This is a genomic window from Psychrobacter sp. Pi2-51, assembly GCF_904846665.1.
Classification (GTDB): domain Bacteria; phylum Pseudomonadota; class Gammaproteobacteria; order Pseudomonadales; family Moraxellaceae; genus Psychrobacter; species Psychrobacter glaciei.
The window spans coordinates 100,133-116,275 of sequence record NZ_CAJHBP010000007.1; the positions used below are offsets into that span (position 1 = coordinate 100,133).

Below are 16,143 nucleotides of genomic sequence, written 5' to 3' on the forward strand. Positions count from 1 at the left end.
TATATACAGGGATGTCATATGGACAACGTCAATCAAGCCGAATTTTGGCAGCAGCGTTATGAGACTGGTAGCATACAGTGGGATATGGGACAGGTGTCACCACCGCTAAAAGCTTACATCGATCAACTGCCTGCGTCTGCTAAAGATCAGGCTATTCTAGTGCCAGGGGCAGGCAATGCCTATGAGGTTGGCTATCTACACGAGCAGGGTTTTACCAATGTCACGTTGGTTGATTTTGCGCCTGCACCGATTGATGCGTTTGCAGAGCGCTATCCTGACTTCCCAGCGGCGCACCTGATTTGTGCAGATTTTTTTAATTTATCACCTGAGCAGCATCAATTTGATTGGGTGCTTGAGCAGACGTTTTTTTGTGCGATAAATCCATCACGTCGTGATGAGTATGTCGAACAGATGGCAGCGCTATTGAAGCCGCAAGGTAAGCTGGTTGGCCTACTTTTCAATGTGGATTTTGGCCGTGATGAACCACCTTTTGGTGGCACAAAAGATGAATATCAGCAGCGCTTTGAGCAGTATTTTGATATAGAGATTATGGAAGCCAGCTATAACTCGCATTCTGCACGTCAAGGCAGTGAGTTATTCATCAAGCTGCAAGCGAAGTAAGCTCACGCTTGATATTATCTCGCGCTTGCTCTTCTAACCGTTCAAAGTAATAATCGGTCAGATACAGTCTTGGATGCGCCAACAATCCTTTTAACACCGCTGTTCGTCCGACACGGTAATCGGTAGCTGGCACGTGTGCATACTCTTTACGTACCGCAGATGCGTACGGTTCATATTCAGACCATACAGCACCCAAAACGCTCAAATCCATATCTAGTAAATATGCTGCATCGCTACACTTATCATTATCGGTTAACTCATCAAGTTGATGAGTAGCTGTCATCATGATAAGTGCATAGATATGTTGGCATTGTTCCGCGCTCAAATATTTCCGTAACGCTTCCACCGCATAGTCTGCACTTTTAAGCTCATTATCTGCCCATGTTGGCTCGTATATCACATCGTGATAATACAGCGCTAAAGCGATGATATGGGGTTCATAAAGGTTGTGCTTAACTTGCTCAAACTGCGCAAACAACTGCTTAAGGTGGTGCAGGGTGTGATAAGCGCGATGGGCTTCGTTATAACGGGTAGCGACAGCTTGCCAAAGCGCCTCTACCTCTACTCGATCAATATCATTAGCGATGGCAGACAAGTGCATGGCGAAATGCTGACCAAGGTCGGACGTTACGTGCGAAACATCGTTCATATCTATTCTACAATGCCTAGTTTATGATTGTTTTAACGGTCAAATCAGTCCTGATGAGCTGCATCTTCAAAGGCTTGTTTAAATACCTTGCCCAGTAAATTTACATCGTCGACACGGGCATAATTCAAGCGGGTGACAAAGGCGATGTGGCGATGTGGGCCTTTTTCTGCTAATGGCACCGCGACCGCATTTTGGTTTTGCAGATGCAATTGATCCAACGCCATCTCAGGTACTAAAGTTGTGCCCATATTAGCGAGTGCCATCTGAATAAGCGTGTTGAGACTGGCATCAGAAAAGCTCGATTTCATTTGCGCCCGATCAAAATGACAAACCGATAGCGTCTGATCGGTCAGGCAATGTCCTTCACCCAGCAGCATGAGATTCGCAGTAGCGAGCTCCTCAGAATCAATGGTGTCAAGCTTGGCATGGAGATCGTCTTTTGGGAATACTGCGAAGAAGTCTTCACTCCAAAATTCAAAACTGTGCAATCCGTCTACGGCATAGGGTAGCGCAATGATGGCCGTGTCAATATGACCGTAACGCACTTGCTCAAGCAAGCGTTCGGTTTGTTGCTCAACGATGGTCATACGAAATTCTGGATAATTGGCTCGCAGTGTAGGCAGGACTTTTGGCAGCAAGTAAGGAGCAATCGTTGGAATGATACCCACGGTCATCGGGTAGGCAAGCGGCGTTTGATGACTGTGCGCACGGGTGGTCAAGTCGCTCACTTCAGAAAACACACGCTGCGCCCGCGTCAGGATATCTTGCCCAATAGGAGTGATAAGCACTTGTTTGTTATTACGCTCAAAAATCTGTGTGTCTAGTTGCTTTTCTAATTCTGCGATACCTAAGCTCAGCGCAGACTGCGAAATATTACAATCTTCTGCTGCCCGTTTGAAATGGCGGTGTTTAGCGACTGCTAAGGCAAATTCAAGTTGACGTAAGGTAATCATAAGACCTCTTTTTTGGTTGTTTTTCACGCAAATGACGATACTTATGCATCTTGGTCATTATCGAAATTTACCGATAGCACACTGATGACATGAAGTAGATAGAATAGTTTAACAAGTTTAATAAAACAAAACATCACATTAAAAACTTTTAACTGGATTAACCATAGAATTCGCGTATAGTTTGTCAGGTAGCCCAGATAGTTCAAGGCTTAACAGAAACAATCAAATAAATAAGCACCATTAAATTAATCACACTTAATCAAAAAAGGAGCCAATCATGGCGTCTATTATCAATCAAGAAATTCCAGAATTTTCAGCAGATGCATATGTAAACGGTGAGTTCAAAACCATCACTTCAGAAGATGTAAAAGGTAACTGGGCAATTTTCCTATTTTACCCAGCTGACTTTACTTTTGTTTGCCCAACTGAGCTTGAAGACATGGCAAACCATTACGAAGAGCTGCAAGGTTTGGGCGTAGAAGTATACTCAGTATCGACTGACACTCATTTCACGCATAAAGCATGGCATGATTCTTCAGACGCAATTGGTAAAGTAAACTATCCAATGATCGGCGATCCTACTGGTAAAATCACTCGTGGTTTTAACGTGATGATCGAAGAAGCAGGTCTAGCTGAGCGCGGTACATTCTTAATCGATCCAGATGGTTTGATTCAGGTTGCTGAGATTCATGCTGGCGGTATTGGCCGTAGCGCAAAAGACATGCTGCGTAAAGTAAAAGCGGCACAATATGTCCGTGAAAACGATGGCGAAGTTTGCCCAGCAGCTTGGGAACAAGGTGGCGATACATTGAAGCCAAGTCTTGACCTAGTCGGTAAGATCTAAGCAGTTATTCAACTATTTATCGAGACGTAGCGCTGTTTTCATTACTTTCTTAATTTGAACCAGCGCTATAAATAAAGACCCCATCAGCTTACGTTGATGGGGTCTTTTTATATCTTAAGTTAAAGTTTTATTAGTGTTATTTATCGGTTATAAATAAGTGATTACGCTTGAGATTGCATTTTATTTTTATCTATGGTTTTGTAAATCTCATCTTTGAGCTGTAGCTTGCGCCGCTTCATTTGTTCGATTTCTTCATCGCGGCTGGCGTGTTTGACCACGTCATTCTCAAGCTTATCAATTTGCCTGTCCAGTATAGTATGTTCATCAAAGATACTCGCAAAGTGCGCATCTTTTTGCTTGAGCTCATCGATGATGTCGCTGTGATCTTGCCATTTATCAGTCATGGTCATGTTGTCATCCTTGTTATTTAGCGTGTGCTTAGCATAAGCAGTGACGCGTTGTGGTTAAGACAGATTATGATTGTGAGACTTGTTGATTATAAAATTAAGATTTATAAAACTAAATGTAAGAAATTCTTAGCAGTAATTTTGGGGTGTATCCTCGATTTGAACGAAAGTGCTCAGATAGGATAAAATGAGGACACGCCCCTAATGAATGAAGCGTTAAGCGTGAGATTGCGTTTTGTTTTTATCAATTATCTTATAAATTTCATCTTTAAGGTGTAGTTTTCGACGCTTCATCTGTTCTATTTCATCATCACAGCTGCTATGTTTTATCAAATCCTTTTCGAGATAATTGATCTTCTCATCCAGCTGAGTATGCTCAGCAAAAATACTCGCAAAATGGCTGTCTTTTTGCTTAAGTTCAGCGATAATTTCTTTGTTATCTAGCCTTGTATCAGTCTTTCTCATCTGGTCATCCTTGTTATGAAGCGCAAGCTAACGATCAGCATCAGCGCATTGTCGTTAAGATTTATGATTGTGAGACTTGATTATTACTCAACCAAACCGCTATTACGCTCAATAGTGATAAGGCTTAATACAAGCAGAAATAGCCTTTGATAAGCACGCATAAAAGCCAATCTTCCGCTAGGAAACAGGAATTATTCCTATTGCTCTTATTCGATTGTAGCGAAAAAATCATCTTGATACTATGATAATAATCCTCTTATAAGTTTAAATTTAATTATAAATTCTAATTAATGATTAGTTTTATAAAACATAAGGTTTGGGTTTCTCAGCTTGCTCAAATCTATGAAACCTATGATAATAGGGACATCAAAAGGCACAAGCCTTATCCAAATAACACTTTAAACGATATTACTTACTACAGATTCTCCATCTTTAAACGTGCAACCGCTTAGTTGCCGTTACATATTAAATAATAATGAGGAACAAACATGATAGATCAAAGTTTATTAGATGCCATCAAGAGCTATAGCGAAAACATGACCCGTCCAATTACCTTTGTCTTAGGCAATGGTACGCATGAAAAGCGGGCAGAGTTGATTGACTTTTTGACCAAAATCGCTGGTACGACTGACAAAATCAATTTTGATGCAGAAGCGATTGATGAGAGCTTGCCTAGTGCGATTAGTTTTAAAGTCGTCAGTCATGCTGATGACGCGTTGACTGATACTGGTATCGTCTTTAGCGGTATTCCTGGTGGTCATGAGTTCACCTCGCTTATCTTGGCAATCTTGCAAGCGGGTGGTCATACGCTAAAACTAGACGAAGGTATTCAAAAGTTAGTCAAACGTTTTAATAAGCCCTTACAGTTCCAGACCTATGTGTCATTGTCTTGCCACAGTTGCCCAGAAGTTGTGCAAGCGTTGAACCAATTTGCCTTATTGAATGACGACATCAGCAATGAAATGATTGATGGTGCATTATTCCAAGAGCAAGTAGAAGCGAATAACATCCAAGGAGTTCCAGCGGTATTTTTAAACGGTAAGCCGTTTGCTAATGGACTAATTGATACGGCTAAGCTGATCGGAAAATTGCAAGAGCAGTTCCCTGACTTGTTGTCAGAAGTGGAAGACGACGCTGAGCAATTAGAACAACAGGATGTCACTATCATTGGTGCTGGTCCTGCTGGGGTCGCTGCTGCCATTTATACCGCGCGTAAAGGTCTAAAAGTGACCATGGTCGCTGATCGAATCGGTGGACAGGTCAAAGATACGCAAGATATCGAAAACTTGATTTCTGTACCATTGACGACAGGTACACATCTATCAGCAGACTTCGTCAAACATTTAGGCGAATACAACATCACGCTAAAAGAGCACGTCAGCGTTAAAGAAATCGGCGAGACTGTCGATGAAAACTACAGCATTCATCTAAATACGGGTGAGATTTTTGAGACCCGTAGTATTATCTTAGCGACGGGTGCCCAATGGCGCAAGCTTGGTGTACCAGGTGAAGAAGAAAATATTGGCAAAGGCGTGGCTTTCTGTGCCCACTGTGACGGCCCGTTCTTTAAAGGTAAAGAAATCTCTGTCATCGGTGGCGGTAACTCTGGTGTCGAAGCGGCGTTAGACCTTGCCGGTATCGTGAAGCATGTAACCGTGCTTGAGTTCGCTGATGAGCTAAAAGCGGATCAGGTATTGATCAACAAAGCCAAAGAGAGATCAAATATCGAGTTCATCACTGGGGCGGCGACCAAAGAGATTAAGGCCACTGATGGTAAAGTCAGCTCTATCGTCTTTGAAGATCGCAAAACAGGTGAAACTCATGAGCGTGATTTGTCCGGTGTCTTTGTACAGATTGGCTTAGTACCCAATACTGGATTTATCAAAGGCTTCGTGGATTTAAACCGCTTTGGTGAAATTGAGATTGATGAGCGCTGCCGTACGGATCGCAAAGGTATCTTTGCTTGTGGTGACGTCACGACTGTGCCATTTAAGCAGATTAACATCGCGATGGGTGAGGGTAGTAAAGCAGCATTATCAGCGTTTGAATACTTGGTTATGCAGTAAGTTTGAAGTTAGTTTGAATTTGAAAAGCCACCTCTTTTGAGGTGGTTTTTTTGTGCTATCGTATAAATACGTCTATATAGAACAAATCCTAATATTTAGAAAATGGTCATTTAAGTAAACCAATCAAGCGATTTTTCTCAGAAAATATCAGTATTTACGTTACAAATTCGACATTTGCATTACAAAATCGTGTTGTTGATGCAATAATGAGCTCAATAAAACCTATAATAGCGTCATGAACTATAAGGAAAATAGGCATGGAATATATTGAAGCTTTTTTTGCCCTAGTCGGCGATCTAACGTGGGGCTGGGCACTTATCCCTATGTTAGTTATTTTTGGTTTATTATTTACCATCGTGGGTAGATTTGCTCAATTTAGATATTTTAAACGTATGTTCCGTGTATTTAAAACGGATGAGGTAGGAGACGACGGAATTTCTGCCCGTCAGGCGTTGCTCGTTTCTATCGGTGGACGTGTTGGCGGCGGTAACATTGCTGGCGTTGCTGTTGCAATCTCTTTAGGGGGTCCGGGAGCGGTATTCTGGATGTGGGTTGTGGCCTTAATTGGCATGATGACCAGCATTGTTGAGTGTAGCTTAGCCCAGCTTTACAAGCGTAGAGATACTGATGGTAACTTTCGCGGTGGCCCTGCGACCTATATTTTACATGGCTTAGGTAAAGACTATCGCTGGCTTGCTGTTATTTATGCAATCTCGTTACTACTGTCTTTTTCTATCGGGTTTGTGGCATTCCAAGGCAATACGGTAGCAGGTTCTGCGCTTGAAAGTTTCGGCATTGATCGTTGGATAACAGGTGCGGTACTGGTGGTTGCGGGCGGGTTTATCGTCTTTGGCGGTATCCAGCGCATTGCAAAGGTCGCCGACGTTGTCATTCCTGTGATGGCATTAATCTATATTGGTATGGCGCTGATTGTCATCGTGCTCAATATCATCGAATTGCCTGCATTGATGGCGATGATTGTTAAAAATGCGTTTGGTATTGAATCCGTCGTGGGTGGTGGTATTGGTGTGGCGATTGAGCAAGGCATGAAGCGCGGCTTGTTCTCGAATGAGGCTGGTCTGGGTTCTGCGCCTAATATCGCTGCCACCGCTTACGCCACGCATCCAGTCAGTCAAGGTATCTCACAGTCACTGTCAGTGTTTATTGATACGATCGTCGTGTGTAGTGCTACGGCATTCATGATTTTGCTGAGCGGTGTTTATCAACCAGGTGCTGAAGTCGATGGTATTGTACTGGCACAGCAAGCGCTAACGACCCAGCTTGGAGATTGGGCGCAGTATATCCTGACCATATCGATATTGTTATTTGCCTTAAGCTCTATCATGTATAACTATTATATGGGTGAAAATGCCATTAACTTTTTGGTCAAAAAGAATATCAAAATAGCGACTCTGATTTTACGAATTGTAGTGATGGCGATATTATTTTTGGGCGCAGTGGCTCCTGCAGCTACTACAGTATTCTTCTTCGCTGATCCGTTGATGGGCGTGCTAGCACTAGCAAACTTATTGGCCTTGATAATGTTGTTTCCGCGAGCCAAGCGTCTACTTGACGACTTTGCAAGTCAATTAAAATCAGGGGTTAAAGAGCCGTTATTCGATGCACAAGAGTATGAAAAGTTGGACCTCGATCTGAGCGCATGGGGTAAAAAAGCGGTAAAAGAAGCTTTAGACCAAAAACAGTAGTACACGTACGCTTTATTTATCATGAAAGAAAAAACCACTTTAACTGAGTTAAAGTGGTTTTTTTATGCAAGATACTATTTGTTCGCCAACATGCCAGCTATCGATATTATCTTGCCTGCTTCATCTTCTTTGATTACGCGTGTCTCTTTTAAAGCTGAATCGATCCAAGCTTGTATGTGAGGATTGTTTAACATCGTCTCACAGTACTGTTTAGTCGTCGGCTTTAATTCTATGCTGGAGGCATCAGCATAGGTTTGCAAGCGTAGCACTACTGGCGCAAAAAAAGCATCGGCAGCAGTGAATTGACCAAAAAGGTAGCTGTCTTTTGAGCGATTTTTTAAGCAATCCGCAAAAATCTCTTCGATACGAGCAATGTCAGTTAAGCAGGCATCGCTTGGTTGTATCTTAGCAGTCGCTCTGATATTCATCGGCATCTCATTACGAATACCCGTTAGACCAGAATGCATCTCAGCGACGATGCTTTGGCAGTAGGCGCTATTTATTCTGTTGCTAGTAGGGCTTTTAGTCTCAGACTTACTCAGTCCTGTCCAAATATCTATGTCGGTAAAATAATCATTGATATGAATGGCAATCGCTAAGGTATCCCAAACCGTAACCTTTTCATCATTTTCACCATAAACCAAAACGGGCACTTTGCCTGTTGGCGCATGCTCATCGAGAATGGATGACGCTGAGGGATGAAACAATTCGATAAGCTGCTCATTGAAGTCAACATCGAAGGCTTTGAGCAATAGCCAAGCTCGCAATGACCACGATGAATAGTTTTTATTGCCGATGATGAGAAGTGGTTTTTGCATCATAAAGTCCTATTAAATTGTATAAATAAAATTTAATTATGTACCCAATGCTGAAAATAGACCAGTCTATAGTTTAGTAATATTCAAAAAAATGCCCATCCAAATTTTGGACGGGCATTTTTTTAAGTAGTGGCACGTTTGTTTAGGTCGATATCAATCGTCTAACAAGTCCATGCGCTTAGCGGCTTCGTAGATACCCGTTGAGCGGTTACCCGTACGGCAAAATATTAACACTGGCTGCTCGGCTTGATTAAAGAAGTCAGCAAACTCCTCAACGTGGTTTTGATTGAGCTCACTACCAGCAAATGAGACTTCTTTATAAGCAAGTCCTGCTTCTTTAGCAGCTGCTTCGATATCAGCGCTGGTCGGTTGTCCCGGCTCTTCGCCATCAGGACGATTGTTGATAATGGTTTTGAAGCCGTTTTCGGCAAGCATAGGGACTTGATCAGGGGTAATTTGTCCCGTAATACTGATTTCGTGGCTCATAAGAGCTCCTTTTATTGTTTATATGAAAGAGTGAGCTGTAAAGTGTAGGAATACAGCATCTAAGCCTAGGCTTATTGCAGTCATTTCTAAAGAGAAGGTGTGTAAGCGTTATAGCCGTTTTATAGCAGCCCTTGCATCAACGCGCTTTGATAAAGGAGTTTGGCGCGAGCACCAGTACCACAAAACATCAATATGGGCTTGGGCATTGAGTGATAAAAGACGGCAAACTGTTCTACGGTCAGCATACTTAGGCGCTCATCATCAAAGGGTAGGTGATGATACGTCAGATTTGCCTGCTTCGTTGCAGTCGCCAAGTCACAGCTATTAGGCTGTGTCTCGATCTCAGCATCTGGGCGTATATTGAGCACTGAGCGATAGCCCAGCTCAGCAATCTTGACACATTGGCTTGGGTATATTTGCTTATAAATCGTTAAATCATCGGTCATAAAAAGGGTCATTTACGTTTATTAAAAAATGTTAAAAACACTAAAGCGTCGATTTGACGTCTAAATGTTGTCTTATTTCAGTTCGGCTGGATTTAGCTTGTTTAGATTGAGTGCAGCCATACAACAAGCTAGCATACTATACTCTCTATCATAACGATATTTTGTTGCAGACATCAATAGTGATTGTATGGTTGACGAAAATAGTAGGGCGTATTTATATTTGCTTTAGAGCATTGACGGCATCCATAGTACTGAGGTACACCTGTCCTGATAGCTCAGCAATCAGCGGAGTGTGCTCGATGACATCCATGACTGGGCCTTTAATAAAGCTAAAGTGTAAATGCTTGTTTTGCAGGGCCAGCTCTTGATTTAAGGTGCTGAGCATTTCCTGCGCGGTCAGATCAATATGATTGACCGCGGCCATAATGAGAATCAGCTCATGCGCTTCGGGATATTGTTGTAAGGCATTTAAGATGCGCCGATGTACCGATTCGCTATTACCAAAAAACAGACTCTCATCGATACGTAACATCAATAAATTATGAAAAGTGACGACATCGTGACGATTGATATTGCGAAAGTGTCCTGTCCCAGCCAATTGTCCGACGATGGCGACGTGTGGTTGGCTCGATTGCCAGATGAGACTGGCAAATGACACCATGAGACCGATGACCAGTCCGGTATTCAGCCCAAATATTAGTACCCCTACAAACGCTGCGATAAAGCTTGCGCCGTCTAAGCGATCCCGTTGCCAAGCGGACTTTAAGGTCGCAATATCGATCAAGCCAATGATGGATGCCATGATGGTTGCGCCAAGCAAGGCGTAAGGCAACGGCGCAAGTGCACTATTAAAGGCGATTAGTGCGGCAATCATCACCAGCACCGTCATCAGGCTGGCGAGAGGAGTTTTGGCACCTGAGTCGACGTTGATTGCCGTCCGTGAAAATCCGCCTGCCACGGCAAAGCTCTGAAACAATCCACCAGAAAGATTGGCGAGTCCAAGCCCTGTCAGCTCACGATTGGCATCAAACTTCTCACCGCGCAGTCGCGCATAGGTGCTGGCGACGGAACTGCTAGAGACAAAGATAATAAGCGCCATCAATCCTGCGGTTGGTAAAAGTTTGAGCGCTTCTTGGATGTCTGGTATATGGGGCAGTGTGAAACGTGGTAACCCTTGCGGAATATTACCGATAGTCGCCACGCCACGCGCGTCCCAATGCAGTGCCATACTGAGTAAAATGGCAATGCCGAGCAAAATAAGGGGAAATAAGCGTTCTGCCCATTTGGCAGATGAGGATGACAGCCACGTTCGCCATACCCATTTGCTACCGTAGCGATTTGCGACCAAGAGCGCAAAAGCGATCACGCCAATCAACAAGGTCAACGGATGTAGCTGGCGCGCATATAACTGCATGGTCGATAAATAACCGATTAGGCTACTGCCCGCGATAGGGATATCCGTTAAGTATTTGAGCTGACTGACGAAAATGAGAACCGCCGCACCGCTCACAAATCCTGCCGATACGCCGCGACTGATAAACTGCATAATCCAGCCAAGCTTGAGCCGTCCTGCGATCCAAAGCAGTGACCCCACCATCAGTGCCAACAGACTTGCCATTAGGGCATACTGCTCAGTGCCTTGCTCAGCGTAAGGCAACAAACTACTGGCAGTCATAATAGCGGTGATGGCCACCGGTCCGACCGCTTGTACATTGCTAGAGCCAAGCCAAGCATAGACGATGACAGGCACAATCGCAGCGTACAGACCATAGACGGGCGGCAAGCCTGCAAGTACGGCGTAGCCTAGGCTTTGCGGTATCACCAGTACGCCCACCACCAGCCCAGCGATGACGTCAGTTGGCAAGGCAGCCAGCTGATACTGGCGCAGCCAAGTGGGAATCAGGCGAGCAGCGATAGAGGTCATATCAATACGTCATCACCATAAATAAAGTTAAAAACAGCTAAGAACTCAATAACCAGTTAGGCATCTGTTTTGGCACAAAAGCGTTGATAAAGTAGCTCTAAGACCGCTAAGGCATCGTCGCTGGCGATGCTATAGTAAATTTGCTTGCCGTCGCGCCGTGTCGCGACCAGCTCATCCTTGCGCAATATGCCTAACTGCTGCGATAAGCTTGGCTGTCCAACACCGACCAAGCCCTCAAGCTCACCAACGCAATACTCACCTTGAGTCAATTGACAGAGAAGGAGTAAGCGATCAGGATGCGAGAGTGACTTTAGTAATTGGCTGGCTTGTAGCGATGCTTGTTGCATCTGTTTGGCCAGATCTAGCGGTACAGAGTCTGCGTTATTGACTGACATAGGGTCGGCCTTACTGTCAGTAGAGGTAGCCAATGCTGAGGTAGAAGTTGTCAGAGTGAGCTCCTTATATAAAACCAGGATAAAGGTCGCGTGGTTTTTATAAAAGTGATGAGTGATTACCGTTAATTATCAATGATATCGCAGCTTACATCAAGTTATATTTATTTACATTATATAATTTGATAAAATGTATGGTGATTGCTATATTGGTATTAACGTTAAGAAAGCATGTTAAAAAGGCATGCTAAAAATTTGACCGCTGATGTTGTCGGCGGCGTTGATATTAACTGCAATAATTTATAAACATTCAATATGCATTAGTTTTTGAATTAAATATTGTATATGACGATCCATTATACTTAAAGAATGGTTCGAAGGTTAAAACAATCCTATAAAAGCAAAGAGGCAGCTATGCAAGTTCATTCTTTTTTAGATAGCGATACAGAAACGTATACTCACGTTATCGCTGATACCGAACAGAAACTGTGCGCCATTGTCGATCCCGTACTGAACTTTGATGCCAAGTCAGGCAGAACGAGTACCAGTAGTGTGGATGAAGTGATTGAGTTCGTACGTGAGCAGGGCTGGGCGCTTAAATATATTATCGAGACGCATGCGCATGCAGACCATCTATCTGCTGCTATTCATGTAAAAGAAAGCCTTGGTGGACAATTAGTAATTGGTCAGCATATTACCGAAGTACAAAAAATCTTTAAGCAAATTTTTAACTTTGACACCAGTTTTCGTACCGATGCCAGTCAGTTTGATATTTTGACCGACGAGGGTGAAACACTAGCGCTTGGCGGTATTACGATCACTGCCATGTATGTGCCCGGTCACACACGGGCAGACATGGCTTATCTGGCGGCTGACGATGAAAAGACAGTGGTATTCGTTGGAGATACCTTGTTCGCGCCTGATGTCGGTACAGCACGCTGCGACTTCCCCGGCGGCGATGCCAAAACGCTCTATCAGTCTATTCAAAAGCTGTTGGCGCTTCCTGAAGATACAGTCATGTATCTGTGCCATGATTATCCAGGTGAAGGCCGTAAGCACTGTCCAACAGCGACTGTTGCTGCACAAAAACTAGAAAATATCCATGTTAAAGACAGTATAAATGAAGCCGAGTTTGTGCAGATGCGTGAGCGCCGCGATGCGACTTTGGGTATGCCACGCCTTATCATTCCTGCCGTGCAAATTAATATTGATGCAGGACATTTCCCAGAGCCAGAAGACAATGGTACGCGTTATTTGAAAGTGCCGATCAATGTCCTTGGTGAATAAACCAAACAGTGCCATAAGTAAAAATTGTCATCTTATGCCTTACTATGCAAGTATCGTATGATTGATATCTATCAGAATGCTACTCTGTAGATTATCTGCTGTACAGAAGCTTGGTATAGTCAGGTCAATATAAAAAAGAGACAGCGTGACTGGTATAAATTTTTCGTAGCCTCTGTCTGCGTAGGCACAGCAAGCAAGAAAAGTTTGTGCCAGTCACGCATCATAATGTCATGTACCCATTTTATTTAGTATCAACTATATCAATATCCGCAAACGCTAAATATGGCAATGACTGGAGAGAATAATGAACCCTTATGAGCGCTATGTATTGCCCAAGCTGATAGATGTTGCTTGTAGTACAGGTAACGTGATGAAAGCACGTTCTAAAATTGTTCCTCAGGCGTTGGGCGAGGTATTAGAAATCGGGATTGGCAGTGGTCTTAATTTGCAATTTTATGATACCAAAAAGGTTTCTTCTATTATTGGTGTTGACCCAGCAGCTCAGATGCAGACATTAGCACGCAAGCGCGCAGCTGACATTAGTATTCCAGTTGAAGTGATAGCCGTTGATGTCCAAGGCATTCATACGGATACGGATCAATTTGATACGATTGTGATGACCTTTACCTTATGTAGTATTGATGATCCAATAGCCGCACTTCGAGAAATGGCGCGCGTGTTAAAACCTAGCGGTCGCTTGTTGTTTTGTGAGCATGGCTTAGCGCCAGATTTTTCTGTTGAGCGATGGCAGCATCGACTGACGCCTTTTTGGAAACCGATGGCCGGTGGTTGTCATCTAGATCGTGACATTCCAGCACTGATTAGAGCGGGTGGTTTTGTCATTGACGAGCTCAGCGAAGAATATTTGCCCGGGCCAAGACCGATGAGCTATGTATATAGTGGCGTGGCACAGCAAGTGGCGTAGAGAATGAGTATAATTGACTATGCTAAAATTGCTCGTAAAGCCAATTCAAATAGCTTTGAGTTAAAAATATCAAAGTCGAATTTTCGAGACCGTAAAATAATTAAAATAGGAATCATATGATGAGTGAGCAAAGTTTTCATCTGGTCTGTCCCCATTGCCAAGCAACCAACCGTGTACCTGCTGCACGGCTAAGCGCTGCACCGAAATGCGGTAAATGTAGTCAGCCATTATTGACAGCAAGTCCGTGTGAGCTGAACGCGCAAACAGCCAATAAAGTCATCCAAAAAAATGAGGTACTGACCATCGTAGACTTTTGGGCGAGCTGGTGTCAGCCTTGTATTATGATGGCACCAGAGTTCAAAGTCGCTGCTGGTCAGCTGCCGCAAGTGGTCTTTGCCAAAGTGCAAACGGATAAATATGAGCAGGCGTCAGCTCCTTATAATATTCGCAGTTTACCAACGATGGTGGCCTTCAAAAACGGCAAAGAGGTCGCGCGTCAGTCAGGTGCGCTACCTAGCAATCAAATCGTCCAATGGGTAAGAAGCTTAAATTCTTAAGCTTCTCTTGAGTTTTACTCATGATGATTGGACACAAAAAAGCCAATATGCTTATCGCGTATTGGCTTTTTCATTGTTTGGTCGCGCTATCTTAATCATTTAGACAGCTTTTGCTTAATGTTACTCACCATAAATCTTAACACCATTGGCAAAGCTACAACGTTGAATACGCGCCGATTGGACAATCGCATCACGCTCGCCATAAAGCCGTGACAACTTGGCATCGCGGGCTTTGGTATTGTTACTTTTGCCAACACCAAAGCTGATATTCGGTGAGATGCCCCAGCGGCCTGCAGAAACCCCAACACCCACACCCGAAGCGGACAAGGTTGATTGCTCATTGCGAGTGGCGTCAACATAGCGATTGACACGGACGTACTCTTGGCTCAGTGCTTGGCAATCATAATTTTGATAGGTGCTTGGCGGCACATATTGCGGCGTGATATTACCAGTAGAAGCGCAGCCTGAGAGACCCAACATGCCGGCTGATGCCAATAGTGTCGCTATAGTAAAAGTTTTCATAATGGCTCCATAGGGCTAAGTAAGGGTGTGTGGCGTTGTCGCGATTTTAAGTAAAATCATCGTGATTGCTTTGCTTATAGTCATCTGCTTGCAAACCTCTATTCTTAATAACGAGCATGCAAGGCATTGTATTTATTTAAGATAGCAAAAATACTGGAATTAAGATATTAAAAATACACGCCCTAGTAGCCATTCATTCTGCAATCGTTCTATCTAAGATCAGTCAGATATAAAGTGACGATTAAAATAAATTATCAGGTTTGCTAAAGGCCAGTAATACAATACCAATATAAGCCACGGCAGCGATAAGAATGCCAGTTTTGGTTTGACCAGGTGTCGCGTGAGTTTGAAAGGCTTTTATACTGGCACTAATAGCCGCCACGAGTAAGATTATTTTGGCGAATACCCATTGTACAGGCGCATTGGCATTCATCAGTTGCATCAGCATTATAGCCCCTGAGAGGATGAGCAGTGCATAGAGGACATGGGTGGCTATTTTGATCATGCGCGGCGCCCGTATATTGGCGCTTAATGCAAGATAGCTTTGGTATAAAAATAGCACAATCACCAATACTGCCATGAGCATATGTAAATGTTTCATTGGATGTTATTTCCTTTAACGGGGCAATTTTCAAGTCTGTAAAAAATCACGTGATGTACGGTTTTTAAATAGCCACCACACCGTGAGCAAAGTATTTTTATGATTGTCATTTAACTAAAACTTCGTTAGCTAAAGTATATCTAAGCTTTATTTTGTCCGGCACATAGCGGGCTATCAGGGCTTTGACCTTGCCATTCGATTGGCGTAAAAGCATGAATCGCCAAGGCATGTACTTGACCACCCTGAGAGGTCAATAAAGCATTAACCAAGCCATATACCAGCTGATGACGCGCTACTAAGCGCTTGCCTTCAAAAGCGTCACTCACGATAGTCAGTTTAAAGTGGCTTTCTTTACCATCGAAGTAACCAGAATGATTCATTGATTCATTAATCAATTCGATATGTTGTGGTTGTAATACCTGTAGCTCATGTTGGAGCGCATCGGCAGTGGGTGAGTGGGTACTCATAAGAATC

The 16,143-nt window shown here is 43.5% G+C and carries 19 protein-coding genes; 7 read left to right on the forward strand and 12 right to left on the reverse strand.

The annotated features are described in order from the left end of the window. The first annotated feature begins 18 nt into the window (after positions 1-18). Positions 19-621, forward strand: a complete 603-nt coding sequence (locus JMY08_RS05610; protein ID WP_201592094.1) for a methyltransferase domain-containing protein — start codon at positions 19-21, stop codon at positions 619-621. Here the strand turns inward: JMY08_RS05610 and JMY08_RS05615 are convergent. Both JMY08_RS05615 and JMY08_RS05620 read right to left on the reverse strand, forming a co-directional pair. Then, a complete protein-coding gene (locus tag JMY08_RS05615; RefSeq protein WP_201592096.1) occupies positions 602-1,270 on the reverse strand; it encodes a hypothetical protein in 669 nt (222 codons plus the stop codon). The two genes, JMY08_RS05610 and JMY08_RS05615, sit on opposite strands and share 20 nt — an antisense overlap. A 44-nt stretch (positions 1,271-1,314) precedes the next feature. Next, the gene (locus tag JMY08_RS05620) at positions 1,315-2,223 is read right to left on the reverse strand and encodes a hydrogen peroxide-inducible genes activator (RefSeq protein WP_201592098.1); all 909 of its coding nucleotides are present in this window, start codon (positions 2,221-2,223) and stop codon (positions 1,315-1,317) included. Positions 2,224-2,500: 277 nt separating this feature from the next. Between JMY08_RS05620 and ahpC the strand changes: the two genes are divergently transcribed. Next, the gene (ahpC, locus tag JMY08_RS05625; protein WP_010201562.1) at positions 2,501-3,067 is read left to right on the forward strand and encodes an alkyl hydroperoxide reductase subunit C; all 567 of its coding nucleotides are present in this window, start codon (positions 2,501-2,503) and stop codon (positions 3,065-3,067) included. 161 nt (positions 3,068-3,228) lie between these two features. Here the strand turns inward: ahpC and JMY08_RS05630 are convergent, their stop codons facing one another. Together JMY08_RS05630 and JMY08_RS05635 are read right to left on the reverse strand one after the other, a co-directional pair. Beyond that, on the reverse strand, positions 3,229-3,477 hold the full coding sequence (locus JMY08_RS05630; protein WP_201592100.1) for a YdcH family protein: 249 nt from the start codon (positions 3,475-3,477) through the stop codon (positions 3,229-3,231). 213 nt (positions 3,478-3,690) lie between these two features. Next, on the reverse strand, positions 3,691-3,939 hold the full coding sequence (locus tag JMY08_RS05635) for a YdcH family protein (RefSeq protein WP_010201558.1): 249 nt from the start codon (positions 3,937-3,939) through the stop codon (positions 3,691-3,693). A gap of 488 nt (positions 3,940-4,427) precedes the next feature. Between JMY08_RS05635 and ahpF the strand changes: the two genes are divergently transcribed. Continuing rightward, positions 4,428-6,005, forward strand: coding sequence for an alkyl hydroperoxide reductase subunit F (gene ahpF / locus JMY08_RS05640; RefSeq protein ID WP_201592102.1), 1,578 nt, complete (start codon positions 4,428-4,430; stop codon positions 6,003-6,005). A 257-nt stretch (positions 6,006-6,262) separates the two neighbouring features. Beyond that, positions 6,263-7,711 carry an alanine/glycine:cation symporter family protein gene (locus tag JMY08_RS05645; protein ID WP_201592103.1) on the forward strand — a complete coding sequence of 483 codons (1,449 nt, stop codon included), beginning with the start codon at positions 6,263-6,265 and terminating at the stop codon, positions 7,709-7,711. Positions 7,712-7,785: 74 nt separating this feature from the next. On the opposite strand, the gene JMY08_RS05650 is transcribed toward JMY08_RS05645, so the two are convergent. The 5 genes from JMY08_RS05650 to JMY08_RS05670 form a co-directional block, all read right to left on the reverse strand. Then, on the reverse strand, positions 7,786-8,529 hold the full coding sequence (locus JMY08_RS05650; protein ID WP_201592106.1) for a glutathione S-transferase family protein: 744 nt from the start codon (positions 8,527-8,529) through the stop codon (positions 7,786-7,788). A gap of 153 nt (positions 8,530-8,682) precedes the next feature. Beyond that, on the reverse strand, positions 8,683-9,015 hold the full coding sequence (locus JMY08_RS05655; RefSeq protein ID WP_010201553.1) for a TIGR01244 family sulfur transferase: 333 nt from the start codon (positions 9,013-9,015) through the stop codon (positions 8,683-8,685). Positions 9,016-9,134: 119 nt separating this feature from the next. Next, entirely contained in the window at positions 9,135-9,461 is a 327-nt protein-coding gene (locus JMY08_RS05660; protein WP_010201552.1) for a beta-lactamase hydrolase domain-containing protein, read from the reverse strand. Positions 9,462-9,675: 214 nt separating this feature from the next. Continuing rightward, entirely contained in the window at positions 9,676-11,385 is a 1,710-nt protein-coding gene (locus JMY08_RS05665; protein WP_201592107.1) for a SulP family inorganic anion transporter, read from the reverse strand. A 56-nt stretch (positions 11,386-11,441) separates the two neighbouring features. Beyond that, complete coding sequence (locus JMY08_RS05670) at positions 11,442-11,780, reverse strand: ArsR/SmtB family transcription factor (protein WP_010201550.1); 339 nt, start codon at positions 11,778-11,780, stop codon at positions 11,442-11,444. A 411-nt stretch (positions 11,781-12,191) separates the two neighbouring features. Here JMY08_RS05670 and JMY08_RS05675 point away from each other — a divergent pair, with 411 nt between their 5' ends. The 3 genes from JMY08_RS05675 (at position 12,192) to trxC (ending at position 14,546) form a co-directional block, all read left to right on the forward strand. Next, positions 12,192-13,064 carry an MBL fold metallo-hydrolase gene (locus JMY08_RS05675; RefSeq protein ID WP_189585542.1) on the forward strand — a complete coding sequence of 291 codons (873 nt, stop codon included), beginning with the start codon at positions 12,192-12,194 and terminating at the stop codon, positions 13,062-13,064. A 304-nt stretch (positions 13,065-13,368) separates the two neighbouring features. After that, positions 13,369-13,989 carry a class I SAM-dependent methyltransferase gene (locus tag JMY08_RS05680; protein ID WP_201592108.1) on the forward strand — a complete coding sequence of 207 codons (621 nt, stop codon included), beginning with the start codon at positions 13,369-13,371 and terminating at the stop codon, positions 13,987-13,989. A gap of 119 nt (positions 13,990-14,108) precedes the next feature. Next, positions 14,109-14,546, forward strand: a complete 438-nt coding sequence (gene trxC / locus JMY08_RS05685; RefSeq protein WP_201592109.1) for a thioredoxin TrxC — start codon at positions 14,109-14,111, stop codon at positions 14,544-14,546. Positions 14,547-14,666: 120 nt separating this feature from the next. Here the strand turns inward: trxC and JMY08_RS05690 are convergent, their stop codons facing one another. The 3 genes from JMY08_RS05690 to JMY08_RS05700 all read right to left on the reverse strand — a co-directional run bounded on the left by JMY08_RS05690 (position 14,667) and on the right by JMY08_RS05700 (position 16,136). Then, positions 14,667-15,068: a hypothetical protein gene (locus JMY08_RS05690; RefSeq protein ID WP_201592110.1), complete on the reverse strand. Its 402-nt coding sequence runs from the start codon at positions 15,066-15,068 to the stop codon at positions 14,667-14,669. 241 nt (positions 15,069-15,309) lie between these two features. After that, entirely contained in the window at positions 15,310-15,669 is a 360-nt protein-coding gene (locus JMY08_RS05695; RefSeq protein WP_189585536.1) for a SirB2 family protein, read from the reverse strand. A gap of 140 nt (positions 15,670-15,809) precedes the next feature. Beyond that, on the reverse strand, positions 15,810-16,136 hold the full coding sequence (locus JMY08_RS05700) for a BolA family protein (protein ID WP_201592111.1): 327 nt from the start codon (positions 16,134-16,136) through the stop codon (positions 15,810-15,812). Positions 16,137-16,143 lie beyond the last annotated feature (7 nt).

Bases quoted from the DNA above. Each gene is read 5' to 3' on its own strand.
- JMY08_RS05610 (WP_201592094.1), top strand. From the start codon at position 19: ATGGACAACGTCAATCAAGCCGAATTTTGGCAGCAGCGTTATGAGACT.
- JMY08_RS05615 (WP_201592096.1), bottom strand. From the start codon at position 1,270: ATGAACGATGTTTCGCACGTAACGTCCGACCTTGGTCAGCATTTCGCC.
- JMY08_RS05620 (WP_201592098.1), bottom strand. From the start codon at position 2,223: ATGATTACCTTACGTCAACTTGAATTTGCCTTAGCAGTCGCTAAACAC.
- ahpC (WP_010201562.1), top strand. From the start codon at position 2,501: ATGGCGTCTATTATCAATCAAGAAATTCCAGAATTTTCAGCAGATGCA.
- JMY08_RS05630 (WP_201592100.1), bottom strand. From the start codon at position 3,477: ATGACCATGACTGATAAATGGCAAGATCACAGCGACATCATCGATGAG.
- JMY08_RS05635 (WP_010201558.1), bottom strand. From the start codon at position 3,939: ATGAGAAAGACTGATACAAGGCTAGATAACAAAGAAATTATCGCTGAA.
- ahpF (WP_201592102.1), top strand. From the start codon at position 4,428: ATGATAGATCAAAGTTTATTAGATGCCATCAAGAGCTATAGCGAAAAC.
- JMY08_RS05645 (WP_201592103.1), top strand. From the start codon at position 6,263: ATGGAATATATTGAAGCTTTTTTTGCCCTAGTCGGCGATCTAACGTGG.
- JMY08_RS05650 (WP_201592106.1), bottom strand. From the start codon at position 8,529: ATGCAAAAACCACTTCTCATCATCGGCAATAAAAACTATTCATCGTGG.
- JMY08_RS05655 (WP_010201553.1), bottom strand. From the start codon at position 9,015: ATGAGCCACGAAATCAGTATTACGGGACAAATTACCCCTGATCAAGTC.
- JMY08_RS05660 (WP_010201552.1), bottom strand. From the start codon at position 9,461: ATGACCGATGATTTAACGATTTATAAGCAAATATACCCAAGCCAATGT.
- JMY08_RS05665 (WP_201592107.1), bottom strand. From the start codon at position 11,385: ATGACCTCTATCGCTGCTCGCCTGATTCCCACTTGGCTGCGCCAGTAT.
- JMY08_RS05670 (WP_010201550.1), bottom strand. From the start codon at position 11,780: ATGTCAGTCAATAACGCAGACTCTGTACCGCTAGATCTGGCCAAACAG.
- JMY08_RS05675 (WP_189585542.1), top strand. From the start codon at position 12,192: ATGCAAGTTCATTCTTTTTTAGATAGCGATACAGAAACGTATACTCAC.
- JMY08_RS05680 (WP_201592108.1), top strand. From the start codon at position 13,369: ATGAACCCTTATGAGCGCTATGTATTGCCCAAGCTGATAGATGTTGCT.
- trxC (WP_201592109.1), top strand. From the start codon at position 14,109: ATGAGTGAGCAAAGTTTTCATCTGGTCTGTCCCCATTGCCAAGCAACC.
- JMY08_RS05690 (WP_201592110.1), bottom strand. From the start codon at position 15,068: ATGAAAACTTTTACTATAGCGACACTATTGGCATCAGCCGGCATGTTG.
- JMY08_RS05695 (WP_189585536.1), bottom strand. From the start codon at position 15,669: ATGAAACATTTACATATGCTCATGGCAGTATTGGTGATTGTGCTATTT.
- JMY08_RS05700 (WP_201592111.1), bottom strand. From the start codon at position 16,136: ATGAGTACCCACTCACCCACTGCCGATGCGCTCCAACATGAGCTACAG.